The sequence below is a fragment of the Pelagibacterium limicola genome, from assembly GCF_015694405.1.
Lineage (GTDB): Bacteria > Pseudomonadota > Alphaproteobacteria > Rhizobiales > Devosiaceae > Pelagibacterium > Pelagibacterium limicola.
This window is the reverse complement of sequence record NZ_JADQDB010000005.1, coordinates 61,874-88,148: the sequence shown is the minus strand read 5'-3', so window position 1 is coordinate 88,148 and position 26,275 is coordinate 61,874. Positions and strand designations below refer to the sequence as shown.

The window sequence follows — 26,275 nt, the reverse complement described above, 5'->3', positions numbered from 1 at the left end:
CGTGCGCTATTCTATGATTGTTTTTGGCACGAGGATGGGCAGGACATTGTTCTCGTAAGCCCACCCCCACGGAATCTGCTCAAAGAATATAGGAGGGCAATCGTTCGGGCTATACCATCGGGGAAACGCGTTTCGCTGTCACTTCGACCGGCTCGATCCACGATGGTAACCATAGTGTCCGGAGCACCCGCTGGCACACAATCGCTGGAGTTCACGATTGCGGGGCAACGGCACGTCCTGACCGTACAGCCAAATCACTGCGATGTATTTGCCGGGCGGCGTCTGCTGTTCACGATGAACAAGGACAATGATCTGGGATGGATTTCCACCTGGGCGCGGTGGTACGCCGCTATGCATGGCACCAACGCAATCGTGATCTTCGACAACGGTTCCACGGTCTATGATACGCAGGCGCTCGAAGACCTCATCTCGGAGATAGATGGGATCGACTTGGTTTGTGTCGTCAGTTGGCCCTATCGTTATGGACCCCACGACCCGGCGGTCGTTTTCCATCGTTATTGGGCGAATTTCCTGCAGGTCTCGAGCTATACCATGCTGTTTCGCCGTCTGGCGCGGCGCGCCGCCGCCATCGTCAATTGCGACATCGACGAACTGATCGGCAACGAGGGTGGCGCCAGCGCCTACGACCGGGCCTTATCCAGCCCCAACGGCTTGGTCACATGCAAGGGGACCTGGGTTGAATGTGTGGTTGGAGCGACTGAAGATGGCGATACGGGGCACTTGGCTTATCGCTACCGGGATAAAAACGCGCTCAAGGCCGTTTGCGCCAGCAAATGGGCCCTCGATCCCTCCCGCGATTGGTGCGCGGATATGCAGGTAATGCCGAGCGTGCACAGACTATATGGCATCCCGAAATCGTGGGGACGCCGAGCGCCCAAGCTCCCTTTCTGGCACTTCAAGGCCATCAATACCAACTGGAAATCCAGCCGTCGGCGCACCGAACTTCTAGACCCGACAAGGCATAGACGGCTTGTCGATCTCGATGCCGAGATTGCGAGATTTTGCGCCGGGAGCAATAAGGGATGAAGGCGAGCGGCATGTCCGTATCCGACATATTCCCAGAAAGCTCGCCGGCCTCGCTTCCTCAAGATGGCCAATTGCGACGCAAACCACGTTGGGGATGGCGGCAGCGCCCCGACAGCTTCGCAGAACGGTTCGAGGACAGAATTTTATTCTACGACGCATTTTTTGCGGCCGAGCCTCGCCGTGTGCTGCTGGTCGGCCCGCCCCCGCTCAATCTCGGCCGTCATTTCCGCTCCGCGCGATTTTGGGCAAAGCCGAGCAATACGCCTCTATATGCACGCTTCTTTCCGTCCCTTTCCACCATGATCACCGCGCTCGATGATGTTCCAGCGGGCACGGATGCCATAGCGGTTGATTTCGCCGGCATCGCCTTCGAGATGCCGGTGCAGCCCAGCCTCGTGGAACGGTTCCGGGGTCGCCGTCTGCTGTTCACCATGAGCAAGGACAATCCCGTCGAATGGATCGCGGCTTGGGCGCAGTATCATGCGCGGCGTCACGGTACGGATGCGATCGTGTTTTTCGACAATGGATCGACCTATGAGCCGGATCATATCGCACGCACCCTCTCGGAAATCGAAGGGATAGATGACTTCGTCATTTTTCGCTGGCCCTACGTCTATGGCGCGATCGATCGGGCAGTGATCTTCAACCCCTACTGGACGCAGTTCCTGCAGGTTTCGGCCATGGGACTGGTGCTGCGCCGGATTGCCGGGGCTGCGGAGGGAATGCTCAACGCCGATATTGACGAATTGATCGAAACCCCGACCGGCGAAAGCATTTACTCGATTGCGGCGCGTAGCGCCTTCGGGCTGGTCACCATGCAAGGCCGATGGGTGGAGCCCGCGGTTGCCCCCCACGCGCGTCCGCCCTATCTACACGGAGACTTCCCCTACCGTCTCAAGGACGCACCGGCTAGGATCTGCAAGGCGCGCAAATGGGTCATTGATCCGCGCCGCAACTGGTTCGGCAACTTAGAAGTGCACCCCTATATGCACTGGATCGAAAACCGGCCGCACGGCAGCAAACACCAGTCCGCAGACGTTTTCTTCTGGCATTTCAAGGGAATAAATACAAACTGGAAGGTTGAGCGAGCGGCGCCGGTGCAGCCCGACGAGAGCTTTATGGAATTCGATTCGGCGATGAATGCCAGGTTGGCGGCACATATCGACAAAGACGCCATCCTCGATGCTGTCCTGTCGAGGAGCCGGAATTCATGACGATGTCCTGGCCAGTGGCCTATCGATATTTCGTCCTCGCTGCTGCCTGCATTCTTGCGGGATTGTTTGGCGCCTTGACCATCTACGTTCTCCTAATCGGCCTGGTCTGTGGTGCGCTTGCACTTGTTGCCACCCGGCAACGTCCATGGTTGAAGGGCGATCTCGCTGCACGCCTGCTCGCTGTCGCCTTCGTGCTTTTCGGGGTTTCGTTTGCCGGTTCCGCCGTTGTCGTTGGCGATCTCATTTATGTTTTAAATTACTTACCCCTTGTGCTCTATGCGCCTCTCTCGGTCATCCTTGCCGGCGGTGCGGGGGAACGCAACCACGTGAGGTTGTGTACCATCGCCCTGTTTGGGACTGCGGTGCTGGCGTGCTGGGCCATCGTTCAGAAGTTCGGTTTCGGTGTCAGACGGCCCGAAGGAATCGAGATCGACACCATCGCGTTCGCTCACACCGCCATCATTACCGGGTTCATTGCAGGGACCGGGATATTCCATAGGGCATCACGCTGGCGTTTGGCCTTCCTGCTTGGGCCGGCGCTGGGTACAATCGTCGCGCTGATGACAACTTCGCGCGGGCCCCTGCTCGCGGTCCCGGTGCTTTGCGTTATCCTGCTCGTCGCTTGGACACGCCGGCCGTGGGTAAGTATCAGTCTAGCGGCCATCTTGGCCTTGGGGAGTCTCGGCGCGGTTTTGGTTCTGGCCCCGAAAACGTTCGACCGGGTCGCCACGATCTCAAAAAATGTTTCCCAGCTAGCAAAAACCGGCGACGTGCTGGAGAATTCGGCAGGTCAGAGGGTAGATATGTATACGGCTGCGTGGCGTGCCTTCCTGGATGCGCCGGTATTCGGGCATGGCTGGGAGCGCAAGTTCCCCGCCATTACGCCCTACCTCGACCCAGACTCCAGAGTCCTGAGGCGCGAGCACCGGCATCTCCATAGCGATCCTGTCGATGTGGCCGTAGCCAATGGCAGCGTAGGACTCCTCGCGCATCTATTGATGCTGCTGGCCCCTTTGCTGGGCGCGGCGTTTTCCCCGCGCGACAGCCAATATCACGTTCGGATGACGGTCTGTGCCATGCTCTCCACCGGATATGGGATTTTCGGGCTCACCTATCTCCTCTTCGGGTTCGAATATCACACGACCCTTTACGTTACGCTGGCCGCGATCGCCATCGGCTACTGCCGGGACGTACCTCCTACAAAGGACGGAAGGTCTGGCTAGCGCAGCCACCCGCTCGGTCTGGGATGCAGTTCGATCCGTCCGCCCTCGGTCGCCTTGTCGATTGCGGCGATTTCCTCGTCCGAGAGCGCCAGGTTGCCGAGCACCCCGAGATTGTCCTTGAGCTGATCGAGCGTCCGCACGCCGATCAGAGCCGAGGTCATTTCCTTACGGCGCAGGACCCAGGAGAGGGCAAGCTGCACCATCGATTGTCCGCGCGCCTCGGCAATGGGGCGGAGCTTGTCGACCGCCTCGACAACCCGTGGTTCGAGATGGCTGGGCCGCAACGACCCACCGGGGTTTTCCGCCCGGGTGTTGCCCGCGACTCCGGCGCTATATTTTCCCGAAAGCACGCCCTGCGTCAGCGGCGAAAAGGCAATGATGCCGATGCCGAGGTCGCCACAGGCGTCGATCGTCCTGTCGTCTTCGATCCAGCGGTTGAGGATCGAATAGGAGGGCTGATGGATGGTCAGCGGAACGCCCATATCCTTGAGAATGCGGTGCGCTTCGCGCGTTTCCTTTTCGGGGTAGGAAGAAATGCCCACATAGAGCGCCTTGCCCTGCTTTACCACCTGCGCAAGAGCCCCCATCGTCTCCTCGAGCGGGGTCTCGGGGTCGAAGCGATGGGAATAGAAGATGTCGACATAATCGAGAGCCATGCGCTTGAGCGACTGGTCAAGGCTCGAGATGAGGTATTTTTTCGACCCGAATTCACCATAGGGTCCCGGCCACATCAGGTAACCCGCCTTGGTCGAAATGATCATCTCGTCCCGATAGGGCCGGAAATCGCGCGCCAGCACCTGCCCGAACAGCTCTTCGGACGAACCCGGAGGCGGGCCGTAATTATTGGCAAGGTCGAAATGGGTAATGCCCTGGTCGAACGCGTAGCCGAGTATTTCGAACGCGGAGGGATAATCCCGGCTCCCTCCGAAATTCTGCCAAAGTCCCAGGGAAACCACGGGGAGCTTGAGCCCCGAGCGCCCCGAAGGGCGATATTCCATGCTCTCGTAGCGCGCCTGGTTCGCACGATAGGTCATTTCTCTCTCCTGACGACGATTGGTTCCGCACAGATGGCACGGCGGATAGGGACTCGCGCGATACTAGCCAGCCTGCGACGCTTCGCGCAAGTCCGCCGCGCTTGCCCTTAAGGCATGGGCGGGTGTAAGAGCCGGCCATGACTGACCGCCAGCCCATCAAGATCGTCGCGCTCTACAAGTTCACCGACCAGCCCGATTTTGAATCGCTCAAGGCGCCGCTGGCCGAGTTCTGCTGTGCGTGCGGCATCAGGGGCACCTTGCTGCTGGCGCCCGAGGGCATTAACGGCACCGTGGCGGGTAGCCACGAAGCCATCGATCAGCTGGTCGATTGGCTCGAGGGCGGCAACATTTTCGGCGGGCGCTTCAAGGGCGCCGAGATCAAGTATTCCTTTGCTGAAAGTCAGCCTTTTCATCGCATGAAGGTGCGGTTGAAACAGGAGATCGTTACGCTGCGCGCACCCGAGGCCAATCCCGGGAAACAGGTCGGCTCCTATGTCGAGCCCGAGGACTGGAATGCGGTCATCGCCCAGGACGACATCGTCGTCCTCGACACCCGTAACGATTATGAGGTTGCGCTCGGCACCTTCGCGAATGCACGCGATCCCAAGACGCAGACCTTCACCCAGTTCAAGGACTATGTGGCCGAACATCTCGACCCGCAAAGGCACAAGAAGGTGGCGATGTTCTGCACCGGTGGCATCCGTTGCGAGAAGGCGTCCGCTTATATGCTGTCCCAGGGGTTCGAGGAGGTGTTTCACCTCAAGGGCGGCATCCTGAAATATCTCGAAACCGTCCCCGAGGACAAAAGCCTCTGGAATGGTGAGTGTTTCGTCTTCGACGAACGTGTTTCGGTGGGGCATGGGCTGAAAGTGGGCGATGCCCAACTCTGTCGTGCCTGCCGCCAGCCCCTGACACCTGCCGGCCGCGCTCGTCCCGATTTTGTCGAAGGCGTCCAGTGCCACCATTGCGCCGATACGCTCGATGATGCGAAGCGGCAAGCTGCAGCCGAGCGCCAGCGCCAGATCGCGCTGGCCGCCGAGCGCGGAGAAAGCCATATCGGCGAGGACGCAAAAGCTGTCGCCGAAGCGCGCCGCCTCAAGGCCAAGGCAAGGCGCGACGCAGACCGGAAACGCAACAAGGCGTCTGCCTGATCTCCGTCCCGCGGTTTATGCCCGGTCCAACCCCTGAGCGTATCATTGTCCTGCAGTACTGGGGATTAGTCCGGCATTCGGGGAGTGTTCGATGGCAGCGATGGCCAACGCACATTATTATTGAACGAATTGAACGAAATTCGTCCAATTCGTTCAATTAAGCGCTTATGGAGCCGGGTCGTCATTGAGGATCAGGTACATGTTGACCTGGTCGAGCCAGCGCCCGAATTTGTGCCCGGCCTGGGGAAGCGTGCCCATATTCACGAACCCGAAGCGCTCGTGAAAGACGATCGAGCCGGTGTTTTTGGAATCGATCACTGCCACCAACAGGTGAAAGCCCTTCGCTTTCGCATCGGCAATGATCGCTTCCATCAGTGCCGTGCCGATGCCCTGGCCCTGGGCGTCCTCGCGCAGATAGATCGAATGCTCCACGGTCTTGTTATAGCCCGAGCGCGAGCGATAGGTGCCGTAGCTGCCATGGCCGAGGATTTCGCCGTCCTTTTCGGCCACAAATACCGCAAAGCCATTATTCTCCCGGTCCTGGAGCCAAGCGCGTCGGTCTTCCAGCGTTTCTTCGGCCTCCGTCCATATGGCATCGAGCCGGCGGATGGCGTCGTTATGGATATCGAGAATGCCGGGAAGGTCGGCTTCGGTCGCGAGGCGGATATTCATTGTTGTTTGCACCTTTATTATAGACGGTCTCAATGCTAATCTGGATTTACCAATAAATATCTATCCATCACATAAAGAATTTCTATGGATATAGATCAGCTTCGCACCTTCGATCGCATCGCCCGCGACCTGAGTTTCACCCGCGCTGCCGCGCGCCTCAACGTGACGCAGGCCACGGTATCCATGCGCATGCGCGTACTTGAGGATGCGCTGGGCGTCCAGCTATTCACCCGCGGACGCAAGATCGCATTGACCGATCAAGGAATGACCTTCCTCCCCTATGCCCGCCGGGTGCTCAATACGGTCCAGGAGGGTCGAGAGGCGCTGCGTCGCGTCGAGCGCGGGCGCATCACGCTCGCTTCCCTGTTCACAATGGTCACGCCCCTGCTTTCGGAAAGCCTGTTGCGCTTTCAGGAACGGCATGGCGGGGTGGATGTGATCGTCAAGGAGGGGCGCCACGAACATATCACCGCCATGCTCCATGACCGCACCGCTGAACTGGGCATCATCACCTGGCCCAATCTCGACCCGCTCGTCCCCGAGATCTATCCCTTCATCGTCATGCGCGAACCCGTGCCGCTGGTCCTGGCTCCCCATCTGGCGGCCAAGCTGCCACCCGATCCCTCGCTTGCCGACATTCTTGCGCTTACGCCCCGTGTTATCTCCTTACGCTGGTGGCAGGTCGATCCCGAGGGCGCAACGGCGCTTGTGCGCCGTGCCGAAACCAGCATCGAGATCCCCACCGGTCCCGCGAGGCGGCTGGCGCTGGCCGGGGAGGGGTTGGGTTTTTTCGTGCGCTCGGCGATACGCGAGGAACTGGAGCGCGGCGATCTCGTCGAGGTGACCCCGCGCGATTTTGCTCCTCTCCATCGCGACATCGCGCTTGTGGCGCTCTCGAAATCGGCCCTCGAACGCGACATGGTCCGCGACTTCGCGCGCGAGATCGCGACCGAATGCGCCGCACTCGGCACGATTTTGGAAAACCGGCTGGAAGGCTGACCAGCGCGCCTAGCGCACGATCAGCGTGCCCGCCCCATGCTCGGTGAAAAGCTCGAGCAAAACCGAATGCGCGGTCTTGCCGTTGACGATCACCACGCCCTCGACGCCCCGGTCGAGTGCCTCGATGCACGTCTCGACCTTGGGGATCATGCCGCCCGAGATCGTCCCGTCGGCAATAAGCTGCTGGGCCTCACGCACCGAAAGTTCCGGGATGAGCTTGCCCGATTTATCGAGCACCCCGGGCACGTCGGTCAGGAACAACAGGCGCTTGGCAAAAAGCGCCCCGGCAATGGCGCCTGCAAAGGTATCGGCATTGATGTTGTAGGTTTCGCCATCCCGCCCAGGTGCCACCGGCGCGATGACGGGAATCATCTCCGAACGCGCCAGGAGATCGAGCAGCGTCCGATCGACTTCGACGGGTTCCCCTACGAAGCCGAGGTCGAGGATTTTCTCGATGTTGGATTCGGGATCGATATATTTTTTCTTGGCCTTTTCGGCAAAGACCATGTTGCCGTCTTTGCCGCACAGCCCGATCGCCCATTCGCCCTCTGCATTGATGAGCGCGACGATCTCCTTGTTGATCGAGCCGGCCAGAACCATCTCCACGATCTCGACCGTCTTCTTGTCGGTGACGCGCAAACCGCCTTCGAATTTCGATTCGATGCCGAGCTTTTTCAGCATCTCGCCGATCTGCGGCCCGCCGCCATGGACGACGATGGGGTTGACCCCCGATTGCTTCAGGAGCGCCACATCGCGCGCGAACGCTCTGCCGAGCTCGGGATCGCCCATCGCGTGGCCGCCATATTTGATGACCACGGTCTTGTTCTCATAGCGCTGCATGAAGGGAAGCGCCTTGGACAGCACCTCGGCGTCATAGGCGTTTTCAAGTCCTTGGGGCATGGGGGCAGGGGACTCCTCGTCGGTATTGTCCTTTGTCTAGCGCAAGAGAAAAGAAAGGGCAAAACACCATTGGCAATCAGGGCAGATTCCTTTCACGAGCCTTTGACTTGCATGGGGCCTTCGGTTGGAATGAGATCGGGCCGAGGGAGAAAAGCCATGGTCAACCGCAGGCATTTCATCAGCTTGGCCGCGTCTGCCGCAACAGGGGCGGGGGTAGGCTTCGGCCAACCAGCCTTAGCGGCAGGGGAGGATTTTCCATTCCAGCTTTCCGACGAGGAATGGCGGGCGCGCCTTTCGGAAATGGAGTACTACGTGTTGCGCCGCCACGGCACCGAGCGCGCCTTCACCTCCCCGCTCGATAGCTTTTATGAACCGGGCACCTATCATTGCGCAGGGTGCGACCACCCGCTTTATTCCTCGGAAACCAAATTCAACAGCTATACCGGCTGGCCGAGCTTTTGGGAGAGTCTGCCGACCGCCATCGGCACGACGGTCGATACGTCCCTGCTTATGGTGCGCATCGAGTGCCACTGTGCCAATTGCGGGGGCCATCTGGGCCACATCTTTGACGATGGACCCGAGCCGACCGGCAAACGCCATTGCATCAACGGCGTGGCGCTCGCCTTCAAGCCTGCCTGACCTTTTTCTGGTGCTGAAGGCTGCGTTGAAAATTGCCACAATCGGGATATTAAAAGCGCCGGTTCCGAAGGCCTGATGGGCGCGACAAGAGCGATGAAACTGACGATACTGAAGACCGGGGAGGTGCCTTCGGTCCTTGCCGGGCGTTTTCCCGCCTATACCGACATGTTCCGCGCCATGTTCGAACGCGACGGCGCCCGATTTGACTTCGAGGTGATCGACGTTCCTGGCGGGCCCCCGCTTCCCGATCCCGCGGACCTCGAGGCAGTCCTTGTCACGGGATCGCCGGCAGGCGTTTACGATAACCTCCCATGGCTCGACCCGGTACGCGACTTCGTGCGCAAGGCCTATGCGCGACGCCTTAAGTTGGTGGGGATCTGTTTCGGTCACCAGATCATCGCCGACGCGCTGGGCGGGGTGGTGCAAAAATCCGAAAAGGGATGGGGGCTGGGCCGGCATACGTATCGGATCGAGGCCCGGCCGCGCTTTTTCGATCTGCCGCGCGCAAGCGTTTCCATCGCCTGTTCGCATCAGGACCAGGTGATTGCGCCGCCCGCGGAAGCCCGGTTGCTTTTGTCGTCGGATTTCACCCCGAATGCCGGACTTCTCTACGGCAACGGGACCACGCTCACATTCCAGCCGCATCCCGAGTTCGAGGACTCCTACACCTCTGCGCTGATCGATTTACGGCATGGCCAGGCGCCCGACACCGTACTCGACGCCGCCCATGTTTCGATGGCGAAGCCTTCCGACAGCCCCCTGCTCGCGCGGGCAATTTCGCGTTTCTTGACGATCTAGCCCGACCCCAGCAGGTCGCGGACCATGGTCTGGATCAGTTCCACGCGCCCGAGCGCATCACGCAGGTGATGCTGGTCCTGGCTTGAGAGCGAATTGATCGCGACGCGGTTCGTGGGGCTGATTCCGGCCTCGATATCGGCGATCTGCTGGGTGAGGATCAGGCTGAGCAAAAACCCGTGGATATCGGCCAGGATATCGGCATCGGTCTGCCCGTGGCCCGCTTTCGCCGCTGTTTCCCTGAGCCGGCGCGGCGTCGACAGCGCTTCAATCCCGTGACGCAACGCGATCACCCGCGCGCCGGCCGTGATCGGCAGCAGGCCGCCGGCCTTGAGGTCTATCCGGCCGTCGGCGTCGGTCTTTAAGCGCCCGAAGAGGCCCAGAGGTGCGCCATGCCCGCCCGTCGCTTCCCCCAGTGCTCGCAACAGACCATGCGCATCCGCAGCCGTTTCCATGGCGCGTCGCCGTAACAGATCGGCCAGTCGCGCGCCACTCGTTCTGGAATAGTGGGCGGCGGTGAAGTCGTAGAATATGTCGACGTTGAGCAGGGTCTCGGGCGATGGATTGCGCACCCAACCTTCGATCTCGCTCGTCCACTCGGAAAGGCGTTTTCGCCAGGCACGGTTCTTGGCCATCACGCCGCCCTTGCAATAGGGGATGCCAGCGCGGTCGAGGATTTCGTTGACCCTGGTTGCGAAGCGGGCAAACCAGTCGGTTTCGGCGTCGAGATCGCGTTCATAGTCAGTGGCGATGACCAGCGCATTGTCCTGGTCGGGCGCCAGCAGGCTTTCTCCGCGGCCACCCGAACCCAGAACAAGCAGGGCATAGTCCGCCGGCGGAGGACCGCTGCCTTCGGCGAGCATTTCGGCTTCGGCGATTTCGGCTGCGCGCGCCGTCATGGCACGGCTTTCTGCCGCAATAACGGCCGCCGCGGCACGCGCCTCGAGACCATCGGCCAAAAGCCCGGCTGCGAGCCCGGGCAGCGCGGCTTGCACGCGCGCCAGTTCCCTCGGGCGGTTTGCGGCCGCGATCTCATCGGTGACGCTCATGGTTGCCAGCGCCCGCTCGCGCAGCAAAGTGCGCAGAGTGAAGAGCCCGACGATTTGACCATCGGCACCGGCAACCCCGAGGTAGCGCAGATTGCGTCGCGCCATGAGCCCAAGCGCGCGATAAAGGAAAGTATCCGAAGGCGCCGAAATGACCGGGACACTCATCACATCCCCGACGCGCTTGGCGGGGCCGCCGGGGCCGTGCTCGGCGACAGCACGCAGGATATCGCGCTCGGTGACGATGCCCGTTTCTTCTCCCGCTGCGACGAAAAGGCAGCCGATGCCGAGTTCATTCATCAGCCTAGCCGCGTCGTGCAGCGAGGCGTCGGGCGTGGTCGATACGATCTCCCTTTGCATCACATCGCCGAGCCGCTGGCGGTAGAGATAGCTATCGACCGCCCTTCGGCCGCCCGAGCGGATGGCTGCGCCGGCAAAATCGGGCCGATCGTCGGGGCGGGCGAACCAGCCGGCCTGTTCCTGCTGGGCGATGAGGTTGGCCGGGCGGCGGCTGAGCAATTCGGCTTCGCCCAATGTGCGGACACCGGCAGCGAGGAGCTTGGGGACAAGCGCCCGGTAGATCCCCGCCGTCACGAGCGCATCCCCGAGCGCGGTATGCCGCCCCTCGATGGGAATGCCCAGGCTCAGGGCAAGGCTATCCAGCGAGGTATCGACAAGCCCCCTGTCGAGCCCGGCGGCAAGCAGGGCGACGTCGAGCACGCGCAGTTGCGGCCAGCCGATCCCATGGCGGGCCGCCTCGAAGCGGAAAACCGCCATGTCGAAATTGATGGAATGTCCGATGACCACCGCCTGCCCGATATAGGCCGAAGCGACCGGAGCTGCCGCCGCAAAGCCTGGTTTTTCGGCAACATGGGCGTCGGTCAGGCCGTGGATGCGGCTCGAGGAAGGGGGGATGGGAAGGCCGGGATTGACAATGATGTCGAGCTTTTTGTCATCGAGGAGATCGGGCCCATGGAGCCTGACTGCGCCGATCTGTATGATGCGGTCCTTGCGAACGTCGAGACCGGTCGTCTCGGTATCGAGTACCACCGCGTCCATGTCGATGAGTGGCGTTGCTGCAACCGCGCCTGCGCTTTGCCTTGAGGGCATCGGGGCTCAGGCCGACATGCGTGCGTCGAGCTCGGCCATTATGGCGGGAATATCGAGCGCCTTGCGCATTTTGGCCTGGTATTCGATGAAGCGGAAGGCAGTGTTATTGACCACCATCATCTGATCGGCATCGCGCACGGCGCTTTCGATTGGCGCGTTGTCGAGCACCGCCATTGCCGTGGCGATCGAAATCCCGTCCGGGCCGAGCGGAGGCTTGTTCATATAGGATTCGAGGCGCGTTTCGAACGCCGCGACGAGGTCGCTCCAGCCCTTGTCCTGCCTGTGCTCTGGTACAGGCTCGCTCGCAAGGACATCCTTGTAGAGTTCGAGAAGCACGCTGGCGCGCCGGGCGGGGTCGGGGTTGAGACCATCGCGATGGTCGGCTTCGATCATCAGGATCAGATCCTGCGCCGCGACCCCGAATGCCTCCCACTTGCAGATCGTCAATGCAAAGCCGAAGTCGGCATCACTGAAGAGCTTTGGACCGGCAAGAAGTGTTCTGGCGCGCAGATAGGAATAACTGATTCCCTGTCCGAGATAGGCCGCGCCGGCCCTTATGGACTCGACAAGCGCCGGCCAGTCGGACCCTTTCTTGCGCGGATTCAATACGCCGATCAAACTCTCTAGCACCCGTTTCCTCCCGGTTTCCGGCCCGATTTTCCACTGTTAACCGCCTCTTGGGGCGCTCGGTCCGATTAATCCATTTGACGTTTCACCTATGTTGCGCAAATAATACGTCGTCTTGCAACTATCCGATAATCGTAATTATCCTTTGAGGAGGGGGTAATTCGAGGCCATCGAGATGGCGTCGAATGTTGTGAGCAATTGGAACCCTATGGGGGGAGTTCACCAGTTGCTTACCCGCTCTGAATACGGGACTGATGGTCTCTCCCTGCTGTCCGGAAGGGAGGACTAGCTTTGTCTGAGAAACTGCCACCAGAAGTGGCGGAGGCTCACTGGAACAAGACGCGTAGTCTGATGATTACCGCGCTCTTGATATGGGCCTTTTTCAGCTTCTTCATTCACTTCTTTGTTGTTCCGTTGAACAACATCGTCATCGCGGGCTTCCCGCTCGGCTTTTATATGGCCGCGCAGGGCTCCCTCATTGTCTTCGTCGTTTTGATCTTCTGGTTCGCCAACCGGCAGAACAAGATCGACGAGGAATTCGGCGTGGCCGAGGATTGAGGGGGATCACATGGCACTGTCAATGAAAGGTGATTTCACCGACAACCTCGGCAAGATCTACGGCATTTATGTCGGCGGTTTTGCCGGCTTCGTCATTCTTATGGCGCTCGCCTCGATGGTTGGGGTTCCCGACCAGTTCATCCTCTGGGCTTATATGGCCGCAACGATCGGCATCTACGCCTTTATCGGCATCATGTCGCGCACCGCGGTCGTGTCCGAATACTACGTCGCGGGCCGTTCTGTCCCTGCCGTCTACAACGGCATGGCAACCGGCGCGGACTGGATGAGCGGCGCGAGCTTCGTGGGTATGGCCGGCACACTCTTCGTGCTCGGCTATGACGGCCTGTCCTACGTTCTGGGCTGGACCGGCGGCTACGTGCTCGTTGCGGTTCTGCTCGCACCCTATCTGCGCAAGTTCGGCGCCTACACCGTGCCTGACTTCCTCGGGACCCGTTATGGCGGCAACGCGGCGCGTCTTGTGGGCATCGTGGTGCTGTTCGCCTGCTCGTTCACCTATATCACGGCGCAGGTTTACGCTTCGGGCATCATTGCCTCGCAGTTCCTCGGCATCGACTTCAACTATGCGGTGTTTGCAGGCCTTGCTGGCATTCTGGTGTGCTCGATGCTGGGCGGCATGAAGGCGGTGACCTGGACCCAGGTGGCCCAGTACATCGTCCTGATCGTTGCCTATCTGCTGCCTGCGGTCTGGATGTCGACGGTTCAGTTCGGCATTCCCATCCCGCAGCTGACCTATGGTGGCACGCTCAGCGCCATCGCTGAGTATGAGCAGATGCTTGAAGTCGCCCGTGCGCACGTCGTGCCGTTCCAGGCCATGACGCCGCTCAACTACTTCACGCTTATCTTCTGCCTGATGGTCGGGACGGCATCCCTGCCTCACATCCTGATGCGTTTCTTCACGACCCCGACGGTTCGTGAAGCGCGCAAGTCTGTGGGCTGGTCGCTGTTCTTCATCTTCCTGCTGTACTTCACGGCACCTGCTTATGCAGCGTTCTCCAAGTACAATCTGATGGGTCTGTTTGCCAACGCCGAAGACTTTCGTCTGGCCTTCACTGCCATTCCGCAGTGGATGCTGAACTGGGGTTCTATCGAAGGTCACCAGCTCGTCACCATCTGTGGCGTGAAGGCGGAATCGGTGGCGGCCATCCAGGCAGCCTGCGAAGGCCTGGGCTTTGAAGGCGGCTTCCCCTATCAGCAGTTGACCCTCAACAACGACATGATCGTGCTTTCGACGCCGTCGATTGCCGGCATGCCGATCTGGGTTGTGGGTTTGGTCGGTGCCGGTGGTTTCGCTGCCGCGCTTTCGACCGCTGACGGCTTGCTGCTGGCTATCGCCAACGCACTCAGCCACGACGTCTACTACAAGATGATCGACCCCAAGGCAGACACTAAGCGTCGTCTGACTGTGGCCAAGGTTCTTCTTGTTATCGTGGCGATTGCTGCTGCGCTCCTTGCGCAGACCAAGCCTGCGGACATTCTGTCAATGGTGGCATGGGCCTTCTCCATCGCTGCTGCTGGCCTGTTTGCGCCGCTGGTACTTGGTGTCTGGTGGAAGCGTACGACCAATATGGGCGCCATCCTCGGGATGATCGCCGGCTTTGGCGTTACGATGTTCTATCTCATCGGCAACGTGTATGGCTTCGATTTCCAGAAGGGTACGGGCGACGAATTTACCTGGTTTGGCATCGCTGCCATTTCCTCGGGTATCTTCGGTGTTCCCGCTGCCTTCATCGTGACGATCGTGGTCTCGCTGTTCACGCCAGCACCGAGCCAGGAAATGCAGGAGTTCGTCGACCGTCTCCGTACGCCCAAGGGCGGCAATATGATGGTGCAGACGCACTAATCTGCTAAATATGCGCGCGGAGCCCAACGGCTCCGCGCGTTAAAACAAGGAATAGCCTCTATGTCGTCTGCCCTTTTCGGGATCGGGATTATGGCCCTCACTTATGTGATGGCTGTGGCCACCTTCGTTTTTTTTGCCGGTGTACCCGAAACTGTCGCGATCTATCTGGGCGGAACCTATGCGCTTACCGCGCTTGCGGCCCTTATGTTTTCCCGAGGTGTACTGGAATTCGCGATCGGGGTCGATCGCAACATTGCCTTCTTTGTAGCGCTGAGGCGCGTCACGGACCCGCTGCTGGCGATCTTTGCGCCAATTACACCGCGCTTCCTGTTGCCCTTTGCAGCCTCGCTTTACGTCGCCTTCCTGTTCTTCTTTCTGAAACTGTTTCTGTTCGGCGACGGTTTCCTTGGCATTCCGCCGCTCTTCATCGTTCTTTATCTGCTCATTGCCTCGGCGTTTTGAACCGAATCCGCCTCTGGCGCATTAGGCGATGATCGGGGCCTGCCGCGTCCCGGAAGCGTCTCAGACACGATCGTGCATGAATCGCGCGCCGGATTGTGGTAGCCTGACCGGGTTGTGCTCTCCGAGGCGGCAACAATGGACGAAATCACGAAGCTGGCCAGGTTTTCGGTTCTGCGCGCATCCGGCTATGCCGGCATCGCGATCCTTCTCGTCATGCTGACATTGGCCTTCGATCCATTGGCCAGCTTTCTTTATGGCGCCCTCGGTCTTGCCGTGCTTGCCGTGGCTATGACGACCTACGCACGGTTTTACCACGTGCGCAGGCGGATCAACGAAACCGAAGTCTGGATCATGCTGCCCAAGGACTTGCGGCCCGAAATCACCATTGCCCGCAGCCTCATCGTCAACGCGATGCGCGACCAATTGAACGAAAAGTCAGATTGGTGGGCCAATCTTTCGCGACTCTTCCTTGGCATTGCGGTCGCCATCAGCTTAACCCGGTTTGCGGCTGTTTAGGCAATTATCGCTTCTGGTTCCTGAGATAGGCAACAAGCGTTTCGCCTGCAGTTTCAATGTGCTTGCGCGTAAGCTCGCCCGCCAGTTTCGCATTGCGCGCCTTGCACGCGTCGAGGATCGCCTGGTGCTCGGCCACCGCGTGGCGCATCCCTTGGACGAAATAGAGCACGAGCCGCACATAGCGTTCGACCAGATCGTTGGTCTTGTCGACGACCGAAAGAAAATAGGGCTTGTCGGAATCCTTATAAAGCGCGCGATGGAAGGCCCGATTGAGATCGCCCCAGCGCATGGGGTCTGTCTCGGCGGCAAACGCATCGCATTGTCGCTGGGCTTCGGCGAGTGTTTCCTCGGTCATCAGCGGAACCGCCATCTCAATGACAATGGGCTCGATCAGGGCGCGGAACTGGAAGATCTCTGTAATCTGATCGGCCGAAAGCGAGGCGACCACCGCTCCCTTGTGGCGCTCTGACACCACCAGCCCCTGAGCCTCGAGCCGTTGCATGGCCTCGCGCACCGGGATGCGCGACACGCGGAACATCTGCGCGATCGTATCCTGGCGCAAGGCCTCCCCGCCCTCGATCTCTCCCCGGATGATCGCGTCGCGCAACGCATCATAGATCACGTCGGCAGACGAAGCCTGCTTGGAAAGATCTGACGCCTTTAATTTCAAGCCGTTGGCCAAAACCGAATCCCCTTGCCCCGCCCGGCACGTGAGCAGTGATACTCCCTCGTCCCGGCGGGGGAAACAGCGCGTCGCACCCCCGTCAATTTAGTATATTGTAGATTGGATACAATTATGCAAACGTAATGTTAATCCGGCTGCGCAGTTGGCCGGTGGAGGCTTTGAAATCAACTGCTCAAAGAGAGGGACATCATGAAACTTCCCGTCATGTTCGGGGCGGCAGCGATGGCGGCCAGCCTGATCGTCACCCCGGTATTTGCCGACAAGCTCGATGACATTATCGCATCGGGGGTACTGCGTTGCGCGGTCGTGCTCGACTTCCCACCCATGGGATCGCGAGACGACAATAACGAGCCGATCGGGTTTGACGTCGACACCTGCGCTGATCTTGCTGCCGCGCTCGGCGTCGATTACGAGATTGTGGAAACCCCGTTCCCCGACCGTATCCCTGCGCTCGTTTCCGGTCGCGCGGATGTGGGCGTGGCGTCCACTTCCGATACGCTCGAGCGTGCCAAGACCATCGGGTTTTCCATCCCCTATTTTGCGTTCAACAACGTGGTTCTGACGCGCGACGATACCGGCATCGAGAGCTACGAAGATCTTGCCGGCAAGAACCTTGGTTCGGTCGCCGGCGTCTTTGAGGCCATTGCGCTCGAGGAAGACCACAACGAATGGGATGCTGGTGGCTCCTTCCGCACCTTCCAGAGCCAGGCCGATGTGTTCCTTGCGCTCAACCAGGGGCAGATCGATGCAACGGTCGTCACCGGCACGGTGGCCGCAGCCACGATTGAATCGGGCAACTTCTCGGGGTTCAAAATTGCCGGCGAAGCGCCTTACCTCGTCGATTATGTATCCCTGATCGCGCTGCGCCAGGAATACGGCCTGCTTAATTATCTCAACCTCTTCGTCCATCAGCAGTATCGGACCGGACGTTATGAAGAGTTGTTCGAGAAGTGGGTCGGCGGTGGTGCACAGCCGCCCTCCCTTGCGTTGAACGGCATCTACTACTGATCTTCATGAGCCGGGGCGGTCCGCCGCCTCGGCTTTCCGTCGTTCTGGAGCGCTACGGGGCCTTGGCCCGAGGGGTAGCACGCGCAGCCGGAGAAGACGCGCATGTTCAACATCAACTACACCTTTCACTGGAACCAGGCATTCCGGGCCTTGCCCCAGATGCTGGAAGGCGCGCTCGTTACGCTCCAGATCGCCGTGCTCTCGATGGTCATCGGTATCGTCATCGGCGTATTGCTGGCGCTGGCCAAGGATTCGAGAGTTGCGGCCCTGCGCTGGTTTGCCAACATCTGGATCGAGGTGGCGCGCAACACGCCCGCGCTTTTTCAGGTCTACATGATCTATTTCGGCATTCCTGCCGTGCTTCAGCTGGTGGCGGGCGTATTTGGCGTCAACTTCCGTGCCTTGGGCATCAACATCTTCTATCTCGATTCCTACTGGGCGGTTCTTGTCGGCATTGCCTTCAACAACGCCGGCTATCTCGCCGAGACCTTCCGCGGCGGCCTGCGCGCAGTACCGCCCACCCAGACGCGCGCCGCACGCTCCCTTGGGTTTAACGCGGTCGACTCCTTCCGCCTGATCGTCCTTCCACAGATGTTTCGCGCCGTCTTCCATCCCATGACCAACCAGATGGTGTGGGCCATCCTGATGACGTCGGTCGGCATTTTCGTGGGACTCAATATCGACCTTACGGGCGTCACCCAGGAACTCAATGCGCGCACCTTCCGCACCTTCGAATTCTTCGCGCTCGCGGCAGCTATCTATTACGTGATCGCCAAGATCGTCACGGGCGGCGCCCGGCTGATCGCCTGGCGGCTGTTCAGGTACTAGGGGGGAGGGGAACGATGTTCGGAACCTCCATTACCTGGGGCGATATCACCTTCATGATGACCGGCGCGGGCCTGACGCTGGCCATCACCTTCTGGGCGATGCTGGGTGGCACGCTCGCCGGCATGGTTTTCGGGCTCATCCGCGCGCAGTCCCCCTGGTACGTCAATTACCCCATGGGCGCGCTGCTTGACGTGCTGCGCTCGGTGCCGCTGCTGATCCAGTTCATCCTCTTCAATTCCTTCCAGTCGATCGCGGGGCTCAACATGAACCCCTTTGTCGTCGGCTGCGTCGTGCTGGCGGCCTACACCTCGGCATATTGCACCGAGATCGTGCGCGGCGGCATAGGGGCCGTCCCGGTGACCACCCGCAAGGCTGCGCGTTCGCTGGGCATGAGCTACTGGCAGGATATGCGCTATATCGTGCTACCCTTGGGTACCCGCGTCATGCTGCCATCCTGGATCGGCCTGACCCTGGGCGTCATGAAGGACACAGCGCTCGTTTATGCCATCGGCGTCATCGAACTCCTGCGCTCCTCGCAAATCATCATCACCCGCAAGCCCCATGAGGCTCTGGTCATCCTGGCCATTGCGGGTCTCATCTACTTCCTCGTGAGCTTCCCCGTTTCACGCCTGGGCGCACACCTTGAAAAGAAATGGCGCGAAAATGATTGAGATCGAAAACGTCAAGAAGTCGTTCGGCAATCTCGAAGTGCTCAAGGGCATTTCAATGACGGTGGAAAAGGGCGAGGTGGTGTCGGTGATTGGTGGATCCGGATCGGGCAAGTCCACCATGCTCATGTGCATCAACGGGCTCGAACCAATCGATTCCGGCCGCATCCTCGTCGATGGCACCGAGGTACACGCCAAGGGCACCGACCTCAACAAGCTGCGCCGCAATATCGGCATCGTCTTCCAGCAATGGAACGCCTTCCCCCATCTCACCGTGCTCGAAAACACCACCATTGCCTTGCGCAAGGTGCTGGGCAAGTCGCGGAGCGAAGCCGACGAGATCGCCATCAAGCAACTCAAGCATGTAGGGCTGGGCGACAAGCTCAAGGTATACCCATCCAGGCTCTCGGGCGGCCAGCAGCAGCGCATGGCCATCGCCCGCGCGCTCGCCATGAGCCCCAAATACATGCTGTTCGACGAGGTGACGTCAGCGCTCGATCCCCAGCTTGTGGGAGAAGTGCTCGACACCATGCGGCTTCTGGCTTCCGAAGGCATGACGATGATCGTCGTCACCCATGAAATGGCTTTCGCGCGAGAAGTCTCCAACCGCGTTGCATTCTTCCGCGACGGGCTGATTCACGAGATCGGCAGCCCCAAGCAGATTTTCGAGTCACCGGAACGCCCTGAAACCGCGGCTTTCCTCAAATCCGTTCTCTAGTCTTACTTAGTGGGAGAAGACCTATGTGGCAGGGCATCATTCCGGCCGTCACAACCAAGTTCACCGAAGACGACAAGCTCGACTTCAAGGAGATGGCACGCTGCTTCGACATCCAGATGGATGCCGGGTGCGATGGGCTGATCGCCTGCGGCTCGCTGGGCGAAGGACCGTTTCTTTCGCACGATGAGCGCATCGATGTACTCAAGACCATCCAGCAATCGACAAAGGGCAAGCCCGCGCTTCTGACCATTGCCGAGGCTGCGACCCGCGACGCCTGCCGGCTGGCCGAGCGCGCCGCGAGGGAGGGTGCTTCGGGCCTGATGGTCGTGCCCTCGACGATCTATCACACCAATCGCGAGGAAACGCTCGCCAACCTCCGGGCCATTGCGGAAGCCGCCGACCTGCCCGTGATGATCTATTCCAACCGCATCGCTTATCGCGTGGATGTCACCAACGACATGCTGCTCGAACTGGCCGAAACCGACAAAAGGTTCGTCGCCGTCAAGGAAAGTTCGGACGATATCCGGCGCACTACCGATGCGGTCAAACTGCTCGCGGGCAAGATGGACGTATTCACCGGCGTCGACAATCTCGGCTACGAGGCGCTGTGCGTGGGCGCGGTGGGCTGGGTGGCCGGTCTGGTTGTTGCGTTCCCGGCGGAAACCGTCGCCGTCTATCGGCTGGTCAAGGCCGGGCGGCACGCCGAGGCGCTGAAGATTTACCAGTGGTTCCGCCCGCTGCTCGATCTAGATGTTTCGACCTATCTCGTTCAGAACATCAAGCTCGCCGAAGCCCTGGCGCTGGGATCGAACGAACGCGTCCGCCTGCCGCGCACGCCGCTTTCGGGTGCCCTGCGCAGTGAGGTCGAACAAACGATCAAGTCTGCGCTCGCCGCGCGGCCCGAATTGCCCGATCTTTCCAGGTTGGCAGCCTGATTGCCGCCACGAGGGCGGGACATTGTTCCCGCCCTGATTTGCGTGTTTCGGAGTCACAAAGTGGGGCAACCCCAATACGATGTCTGCGTCGTCGGAGCCGGTATTATCGGCCTCTCCATTGCTTTCCGGCTTACCGAGGCGGGCAGGACTGTCCTGATCGTCGACCGCAAGGGCATGGCGGCTGAAACCAGCGCCGGTAACGCGGGGGCACTTGCCTTTGCCGATATCGAGCCGCTGGCCTCGCCCGGCATTATGCTCAAAGCCCCCAGATGGCTGTTCGATCCCCTGGGCCCGCTTTCCCTCCCCCCTAGCTATGTGCCGCAGATACTGCCCTGGCTCATCCGCTTCTTCCGCGCCTCGCTTCCCGATCGGATCGCGGAAAGCACCAGGGCGCAGACCGCGCTGATGGACCTCGCACGCGCTGAAACTGAAAGTCTCTTTCTTGCCGCCGGCGTCGCCCCGCTGCTGCGGCGCGAGGGCGCGCTTTATCTCTATGAGGGGGAACGCGCGTGGAAAGCATCGCTGCCTATGTGGGAAGCGCGGCAGGCGCATGGAATAGAGTTCGCGCACGTGGCCGGCGAGCAACTGGCAGAATTGCAGCCGGGTCTCGGCGCATCGTTCACCCACGCAACCTTCGTCCCACAATGGCTGACCGTTTCCGACCCCCTCGATATAACGACGGGGATCGGGCAGGCGGCAATCGAGCGCGGCGCCTATCTGCGGATCGCCGAAGTCAGCGGCATCGAGCAGGATGACGAGGGCGTCAGGCTGGCGCTTGCCGATGGAACCGAGGTCACCGCTTTCGAGGCGGTTATCGCTTCTGGCGCCTGGTCGCACCGGCTCGCCCAAAGGCTGGGCGACACTATCCCGCTCGAAACCGAGCGCGGGTACAACACGACCTTCCCCAAGGATGCATTCGACCTCAAGCGCCAGTTGGTTATCCCGGGCGATGGTTTCGTCATCACGCCGCTCGATACGGGTCTGCGCATAGGCGGCGCGGTGGAGCTGGCGGGTCTCGAACGCGCGCCCGATTTCCGGCGTGCGGAAATCATGGTCGAAAAGACCAGGCGCATCCTCCCCGGTCTCAAGACAACGGACGGGAAACAATGGATGGGTTTCCGTCCATCGCTCCCCGACAGCCTGCCCGTGATCGGTCGTTCGCCCCGCGCCAATCGCGTGGTCTATGCTTTCGGCCACGGGCATCTCGGGCTCACCCAATCGGCAGCGACCGCCCGCGTGGTTCGCGACCTTATCCTGGGTGATGCACCGGCAATCGACCTCAACCCTTATCGTTCGCAACGGTTCTCATAAGATGGCGCGTCATTCCTTTTTCTGTATCGATGGTCACACCTGCGGCAATCCGGTCAGGCTCGTCGCGGGTGGCGGACCGCGCCTCGAGGGCGCGACGATGATGGAAAAGCGCGCTCATTTCCTGGCCGAGTTCGACTGGATAAGGCTCGGACTTATGTTCGAGCCGCGCGGGCACGACATGATGTCGGGCTCGATCCTTTATCCTCCGACGCGCGAGGATTGCGACATCGCGATCCTCTTTATCGAAACCTCCGGCTGCCTGCCCATGTGTGGGCATGGCACCATCGGCACCGTGACCTTCATGATCGAGCACGGCTTGGTGACGCCGAAAACGCCGGGTGTGGTGCGGCTCGATACGCCCGCCGGGCTGGTCGTTGCCGAGTACCGGCAGGAAGGCGAATATGTTGAGGAGGTGCGGCTGACCAATGTTCCCGCTTTTCTTCACTCAGAGGGTTTGACCGCGCATGTCCAAGGACTGGGGGAGGTGACTGTCGATGTCGCCTATGGCGGGAATTTCTACGCCATTGTCGATCCACAGCCCGCCTTCCGCGATATGGCCGATGTCAGCGCCGGCGATATTCTGCGTTGGAGCCCCGAACTGCGCCGCGCGCTCAATGAGAAACATGAATTCGTCCATCCTGAAAAGCCTGACATCAAAGGGCTTTCGCACATCCTCTGGACCGGGGCGCCCACACAACGTCAGGCAACCGCGCGCAATGCAGTCTTTTACGGCGACAAGGCCATCGACCGTTCGCCCTGTGGCACAGGCACTTCGGCGCGCATGGCGCAATGGGCCGCCAAGGGCAGGCTCGGCAAGGGCGATGAGTTCATTCACGAATCCATCATCGGCTCGATGTTCAAGGGGCACGTAGAGGACGAAGTGAGCGTCGGCGGCAAGCCCGCCATCATCCCCTCCATCGCCGGCTGGGCGCGGGTGACCGGGCTCAACACCATTTTCATCGACGATCGTGATCCGTTCAAACACGGGTTCATCGTCAAATAGGAGGAGGCTTTAGTGAAGATCACCGGCATCAAGGCCTATCAGGTCGATCTCCCCCTCAAGGAGGGCCGCTACAGCTGGTCGAACGGCAACTATGTCGAGGTGTTCGATGCAACCGTGGTTGAAGTCGAGACCGATGCCAGGATCACCGGCTATGGCGAATGCTGTCCGCTCGGTTCTGCCTATCTTCCATCTTATGCGCTGGGCGTCCGGTCGGGACTGGCCGAAATCGCGCCGAAAGTCATCGGGCTCGATCCGCGCGATGTGAACGTCATCAACCGCCACATGGACGCCGTGCTTCGCGGCCATCCCTATATCAAGGCCGCGATCGATGTCGCGTGCTGGGATATTCTGGGCAAGTCGACCGGCCTTCCAGTTTACCAGCTTCTGGGCGGCAAGGCGCAGGAGGAGGTCAAGCTCTACCGCGCCATCTCGCAGATCGAACCAAAGGCCATGGCAGCGAACGTGGCGGGCTATCGAGACGAGGGCTACACCAAGTTCCAATTGAAGGTCGGCGCCGACGCTGACAGCGATATCGAGCGCATTCGTCTCTGCGCAAAGGAAATGCGGCCGGGCGACATCCTCGTGGCCGACGCCAATACCGGCTGGACCATGCACGAAGCCGCACGCGTCGTGAATGCGGTGCGCGATGTCGACGTCTATATCGAGCAGCCCTGCCCGACATATGAAGAATGCCTCGTCACCCGCCGGCGCACGTCGCTTCCCTTCGTCCTCGATGAAGTCATCGACGGTTTGGGCACGCTCCAGCGGGGGCTTGCCGATGGCGCCATGGATGTCATCAATCTGAAAATTTCGAAGGTCGGCGGACTGACCAAGGCGAATTTGATCCGCGACACCTGCATTGCCGCAGGCATCCCCATGACCATCGAGGATACGTGGGGCGGCGACATTGTAACCGCCACAATCGCGCATCTGGCGCAGTCGACGCCTGAGGAGTTCACCTTCTCGGCGACCGATTTCAATTCTTATGGAACCAAGGATATCGCAAGTGGCGCGCCGAGGCGTGTGGACGGGAAAATGAAGGCCTCGGACGCACCGGGCCTGGGCGTCGTTCCGATCATGGAGGCCCTGGGCGATCCGGTGCTGGTGGTCTAGATGCGATCCTCAAAGATCATCCATGTCGTCGGTTGCCACGCCGAGGGCGAGGTGGGGGACGTGATCGTCGGTGGCGTCGCGCCGCCGCCGGGCGAGACTATCTGGGAGCAATCGAGATGGATCGCACAGGACAACCGCTTGCGCAACTTCGTCCTTAACGAGCCGCGCGGTGGCGTCTTCCGCCACGTCAATCTGCTGGTGCCACCCAAGGACCCACGCGCCGCAATGGGTTGGATCATCATGGAGCCGGTCCACACCCCGCCGATGTCTGGGTCCAATTCGATCTGCGTTTCGACGGTCCTGCTCGACACCGGCATCATACCGATGACGGAACCCGAAACCCGCTTTACGCTCGAAGCGCCCGGTGGATTGATCGACGTCGTCGCCACCTGCAGGGATGGCAAGGCCATTTCCATCCGCGTTACCAACCATCCGAGTTTTACTGCAAAACTTGGGCTGCCACTGGAAGTCGAGGGTTTGGGAACCGTCATTGTTGACACGGCCTATGGCGGCGACAGCTTTGTGCTGGTCGATGCCGGGAGCCTCGGCTTTTCACTGACCCCGGACGAAGCCCGCGACCTCGCGGCGACCGGGATGAAACTGACCAGGGCCGCGTCAGAACAGATCGGCTTTTCCCACCCGACCAATCCCGACTGGAAACATATTTCCTTTTGTCAGTTCACCGCGCCTGTGGAGGTGATCGATGGCGTCAAGACTGGCCGCAACACGGTCGCGATCGAACCGGGCAAGCTCGATCGCTCACCGACGGGGACGGGATGTTCAGCCCGCATGGCGGTACTCCACGCACGTGGCGAACTGGCGGTAGGAGAGCCGTTTGCTGGCATTTCCATCATCGGAAGCCGCTTTGATTGCCGCGTAGAATCGGTGACCGATCTCGCCGGAACCCCAGCAATCGTTCCCTCGATCGCAGGCCGCGGCTGGGTCACAGAAATAAAGCAACTTATGCTCGATCCGTCCGATCCCTGGCCGGGCGGCTACCGGGTCGGCGATACCTGGGGATTGTAGGTGCCATGACCGATACGGCTTCGCTCACCCTCGACCAGGTCTTTGATTTTGCAGTGAGGGTCATGACAGCCAATGGATTGTCCGAGCCTCACGCCCGCGCCAATGCCGCCGTCATGCGCGACTGCCAACGTGACGAGTGCCAGTCTCACGGGCTCTACCGGCTCATCATGTGCGTCAGGACGCTGCGGGCGGGCATGGTCGTGACTGACGCCACGCCCGAAGTTTTCGACCACGCGCCAGGTGTTGTCCGCGTCGATGCCAAACGCGGCTTCTCGCTACTGGCATTGGACGCCGGATTGCCGTTGCTTGTCGAAAAGGCGCGGGCCAGCGGGATTGCCGCGCTCGCCATCCAGAACTGTTTTCATTTTTCCGCCCTGTGGCCTGAAGTGGAGCGGCTGGCGGAACATGGGCTGGTCGGGCTGGCGATGAACCCGAGCCATGCCTGGGTTGCTCCCGCAGGAGGCACCACGCCGATCCTTGGCACCAATCCTTTTGCATTTGCCTGGCCGCGCAAGGATGGGCCTCCCTTTGCGTTCGACTTTGCAACCAGTGCCATGGCCCGAGGCGATATCGAACTGCATAGGCGCGAGGGCAAGCCTCTGCCGCCGGGTACGGGGATCGATGCAAGGGGGAACCCCACCACAGATCCGCTCGCCGTGCTGGACGGAGCGATGCTGCCCTTCGGGGGGCACAAGGGATCGGCGCTTTCCCTGATGATCGAATTGCTCGCCGGACCGCTGATCGGCGACCTCACCAGCCTTGAATCGATGCAATACGACGAAGGCGCCGAGGCTGCGCCCCTGCATGGCCAATTGCTGATCGCCATCGACCCGGCACGCTTTACCGGCGGCGACTCCGCGTCCCATCTCGCACGCGCCGAAGCGCTGCTCGATGCGACCGCCGGACAGGGCGCGCGCCTGCCCGGGCAGCGGCGCCACGAGGCCCGCGCACGCACGCTGGCCGCCGGTCACGTGAGTATTCCCCGCAAGCTCTATGAGGACCTCCTTGCCCTTATTCCCGAAGCCAAGCGATGAGTATTTGCCCGGCCAATGAGTAAAACAATGCATGGAGTTTCTCTGGCAAAACCGGACCTGGCTTAGTAAGACGGTATAGTTCAGGCCAGAAG

27 protein-coding genes are annotated in these 26,275 nt (G+C 60.6%); 21 read left to right on the top strand and 6 right to left on the bottom strand.

Going from position 1 to position 26,275, the window contains the following annotated elements:
* Positions 1 to 174 precede the first annotated feature (174 nt).
* Genes I2G20_RS11290 through I2G20_RS11280 form a run of 3 tightly spaced genes read left to right on the top strand, consistent with a single transcriptional unit; the run spans position 175 to position 3,484 of the window.
* A complete protein-coding gene (locus I2G20_RS11290; RefSeq protein WP_196259824.1) occupies positions 175 to 1,047 on the top strand; it encodes a hypothetical protein in 873 nt (290 codons plus the stop codon).
* An 11-nt stretch (positions 1,048 to 1,058) separates the two neighbouring features.
* A complete protein-coding gene (locus I2G20_RS11285) occupies positions 1,059 to 2,261 on the top strand; it encodes a hypothetical protein (protein ID WP_196259823.1) in 1,203 nt (400 codons plus the stop codon).
* Positions 2,258 to 3,484 carry an O-antigen ligase family protein gene (locus I2G20_RS11280; RefSeq protein ID WP_196259822.1) on the top strand — a complete coding sequence of 409 codons (1,227 nt, stop codon included), beginning with the start codon at positions 2,258 to 2,260 and terminating at the stop codon, positions 3,482 to 3,484. Before I2G20_RS11285 ends, I2G20_RS11280 begins: the two co-directional genes overlap by 4 nt.
* Here the strand turns inward: I2G20_RS11280 and I2G20_RS11275 are convergent.
* Positions 3,481 to 4,518: an aldo/keto reductase gene (locus I2G20_RS11275; RefSeq protein ID WP_196259821.1), complete on the bottom strand. Its 1,038-nt coding sequence runs from the start codon at positions 4,516 to 4,518 to the stop codon at positions 3,481 to 3,483. The genes I2G20_RS11280 and I2G20_RS11275 overlap by 4 nt on opposite strands.
* Before the next feature lie 137 nt (positions 4,519 to 4,655).
* Here I2G20_RS11275 and trhO point away from each other — a divergent pair, with 137 nt between their 5' ends.
* Positions 4,656 to 5,669, top strand: a complete 1,014-nt coding sequence (gene trhO / locus I2G20_RS11270; RefSeq protein ID WP_196259820.1) for an oxygen-dependent tRNA uridine(34) hydroxylase TrhO — start codon at positions 4,656 to 4,658, stop codon at positions 5,667 to 5,669.
* 165 nt (positions 5,670 to 5,834) lie between these two features.
* Here trhO and I2G20_RS11265 read toward each other — a convergent pair whose 3' ends face one another.
* Positions 5,835 to 6,341, bottom strand: a complete 507-nt coding sequence (locus I2G20_RS11265) for a GNAT family N-acetyltransferase (RefSeq protein ID WP_196259819.1) — start codon at positions 6,339 to 6,341, stop codon at positions 5,835 to 5,837.
* Between the two features lie 84 nt (positions 6,342 to 6,425).
* On the opposite strand from I2G20_RS11265, the gene I2G20_RS11260 reads away from it, so the two are divergent.
* Positions 6,426 to 7,340, top strand: coding sequence for a LysR family transcriptional regulator (locus tag I2G20_RS11260; protein ID WP_196259818.1), 915 nt, complete (start codon positions 6,426 to 6,428; stop codon positions 7,338 to 7,340).
* A gap of 9 nt (positions 7,341 to 7,349) precedes the next feature.
* Here the strand turns inward: I2G20_RS11260 and argB are convergent, their stop codons facing one another.
* On the bottom strand, positions 7,350 to 8,240 hold the full coding sequence (argB, locus tag I2G20_RS11255) for an acetylglutamate kinase (RefSeq protein ID WP_196259817.1): 891 nt from the start codon (positions 8,238 to 8,240) through the stop codon (positions 7,350 to 7,352).
* Positions 8,241 to 8,396: 156 nt separating this feature from the next.
* Between argB and msrB the strand changes: the two genes are divergently transcribed.
* Positions 8,397 to 8,879 (top strand): peptide-methionine (R)-S-oxide reductase MsrB, encoded by a 483-nt coding sequence (msrB, locus tag I2G20_RS11250; RefSeq protein WP_196259816.1) that lies wholly within the window; start codon positions 8,397 to 8,399, stop codon positions 8,877 to 8,879.
* Positions 8,880 to 8,972: 93 nt separating this feature from the next.
* Positions 8,973 to 9,677 carry a glutamine amidotransferase-related protein gene (locus tag I2G20_RS11245; protein WP_246473040.1) on the top strand — a complete coding sequence of 235 codons (705 nt, stop codon included), beginning with the start codon at positions 8,973 to 8,975 and terminating at the stop codon, positions 9,675 to 9,677.
* Here the strand turns inward: I2G20_RS11245 and I2G20_RS11240 are convergent.
* Positions 9,674 to 11,830, bottom strand: a complete 2,157-nt coding sequence (locus I2G20_RS11240; protein WP_196259814.1) for a DUF294 nucleotidyltransferase-like domain-containing protein — start codon at positions 11,828 to 11,830, stop codon at positions 9,674 to 9,676. The two genes, I2G20_RS11245 and I2G20_RS11240, sit on opposite strands and share 4 nt — an antisense overlap.
* A gap of 6 nt (positions 11,831 to 11,836) precedes the next feature.
* Positions 11,837 to 12,460, bottom strand: coding sequence for an esterase (locus tag I2G20_RS11235; protein WP_196259813.1), 624 nt, complete (start codon positions 12,458 to 12,460; stop codon positions 11,837 to 11,839).
* Positions 12,461 to 12,748: 288 nt separating this feature from the next.
* On the opposite strand from I2G20_RS11235, the gene I2G20_RS11230 reads away from it, so the two are divergent.
* The 4 genes from I2G20_RS11230 to I2G20_RS11215 all read left to right on the top strand — a co-directional run bounded on the left by I2G20_RS11230 (position 12,749) and on the right by I2G20_RS11215 (position 15,854).
* Entirely contained in the window at positions 12,749 to 13,015 is a 267-nt protein-coding gene (locus I2G20_RS11230; protein WP_196259812.1) for a DUF4212 domain-containing protein, read from the top strand.
* Between the two features lie 10 nt (positions 13,016 to 13,025).
* On the top strand, positions 13,026 to 14,876 hold the full coding sequence (locus I2G20_RS11225) for a sodium:solute symporter family protein (RefSeq protein ID WP_196259811.1): 1,851 nt from the start codon (positions 13,026 to 13,028) through the stop codon (positions 14,874 to 14,876).
* Positions 14,877 to 14,936: 60 nt separating this feature from the next.
* Entirely contained in the window at positions 14,937 to 15,338 is a 402-nt protein-coding gene (locus I2G20_RS11220) for a hypothetical protein (RefSeq protein ID WP_196259810.1), read from the top strand.
* Positions 15,339 to 15,473: 135 nt separating this feature from the next.
* Positions 15,474 to 15,854 carry a hypothetical protein gene (locus tag I2G20_RS11215; RefSeq protein ID WP_196259809.1) on the top strand — a complete coding sequence of 127 codons (381 nt, stop codon included), beginning with the start codon at positions 15,474 to 15,476 and terminating at the stop codon, positions 15,852 to 15,854.
* Positions 15,855 to 15,858: 4 nt separating this feature from the next.
* Here the strand turns inward: I2G20_RS11215 and I2G20_RS11210 are convergent, their stop codons facing one another.
* Positions 15,859 to 16,536, bottom strand: a complete 678-nt coding sequence (locus I2G20_RS11210) for a GntR family transcriptional regulator (protein ID WP_246473039.1) — start codon at positions 16,534 to 16,536, stop codon at positions 15,859 to 15,861.
* Positions 16,537 to 16,728: 192 nt separating this feature from the next.
* Between I2G20_RS11210 and I2G20_RS11205 the strand changes: the two genes are divergently transcribed.
* The 10 genes from I2G20_RS11205 (at position 16,729) to I2G20_RS11160 (ending at position 26,183) form a co-directional block, all read left to right on the top strand.
* Positions 16,729 to 17,547, top strand: coding sequence for an ABC transporter substrate-binding protein (locus tag I2G20_RS11205; RefSeq protein WP_196259808.1), 819 nt, complete (start codon positions 16,729 to 16,731; stop codon positions 17,545 to 17,547).
* Between the two features lie 102 nt (positions 17,548 to 17,649).
* Entirely contained in the window at positions 17,650 to 18,375 is a 726-nt protein-coding gene (locus I2G20_RS11200; RefSeq protein WP_196259807.1) for an amino acid ABC transporter permease, read from the top strand.
* Positions 18,376 to 18,389: 14 nt separating this feature from the next.
* Positions 18,390 to 19,046, top strand: coding sequence for an amino acid ABC transporter permease (locus I2G20_RS11195; protein ID WP_196259806.1), 657 nt, complete (start codon positions 18,390 to 18,392; stop codon positions 19,044 to 19,046).
* Complete coding sequence (locus I2G20_RS11190; protein WP_196259805.1) at positions 19,039 to 19,761, top strand: amino acid ABC transporter ATP-binding protein; 723 nt, start codon at positions 19,039 to 19,041, stop codon at positions 19,759 to 19,761. The genes I2G20_RS11195 and I2G20_RS11190 overlap by 8 nt, the downstream gene beginning before the upstream one ends.
* Before the next feature lie 23 nt (positions 19,762 to 19,784).
* On the top strand, positions 19,785 to 20,696 hold the full coding sequence (locus I2G20_RS11185) for a dihydrodipicolinate synthase family protein (protein WP_196259804.1): 912 nt from the start codon (positions 19,785 to 19,787) through the stop codon (positions 20,694 to 20,696).
* A gap of 60 nt (positions 20,697 to 20,756) precedes the next feature.
* Positions 20,757 to 22,007 (top strand): FAD-dependent oxidoreductase, encoded by a 1,251-nt coding sequence (locus tag I2G20_RS11180; protein ID WP_196259803.1) that lies wholly within the window; start codon positions 20,757 to 20,759, stop codon positions 22,005 to 22,007.
* Between the two features lies 1 nt (position 22,008).
* On the top strand, positions 22,009 to 23,010 hold the full coding sequence (locus I2G20_RS11175) for a 4-hydroxyproline epimerase (protein WP_196259802.1): 1,002 nt from the start codon (positions 22,009 to 22,011) through the stop codon (positions 23,008 to 23,010).
* A 12-nt stretch (positions 23,011 to 23,022) separates the two neighbouring features.
* Positions 23,023 to 24,123, top strand: a complete 1,101-nt coding sequence (locus tag I2G20_RS11170; protein ID WP_196259801.1) for a cis-3-hydroxy-L-proline dehydratase — start codon at positions 23,023 to 23,025, stop codon at positions 24,121 to 24,123.
* Complete coding sequence (locus I2G20_RS11165; protein WP_196259800.1) at positions 24,124 to 25,149, top strand: trans-3-hydroxy-L-proline dehydratase; 1,026 nt, start codon at positions 24,124 to 24,126, stop codon at positions 25,147 to 25,149. It abuts the gene before it with no gap.
* Between the two features lie 5 nt (positions 25,150 to 25,154).
* On the top strand, positions 25,155 to 26,183 hold the full coding sequence (locus tag I2G20_RS11160; RefSeq protein ID WP_196259799.1) for an Ldh family oxidoreductase: 1,029 nt from the start codon (positions 25,155 to 25,157) through the stop codon (positions 26,181 to 26,183).
* The last annotated feature ends 92 nt before the right edge of the window (positions 26,184 to 26,275 follow it).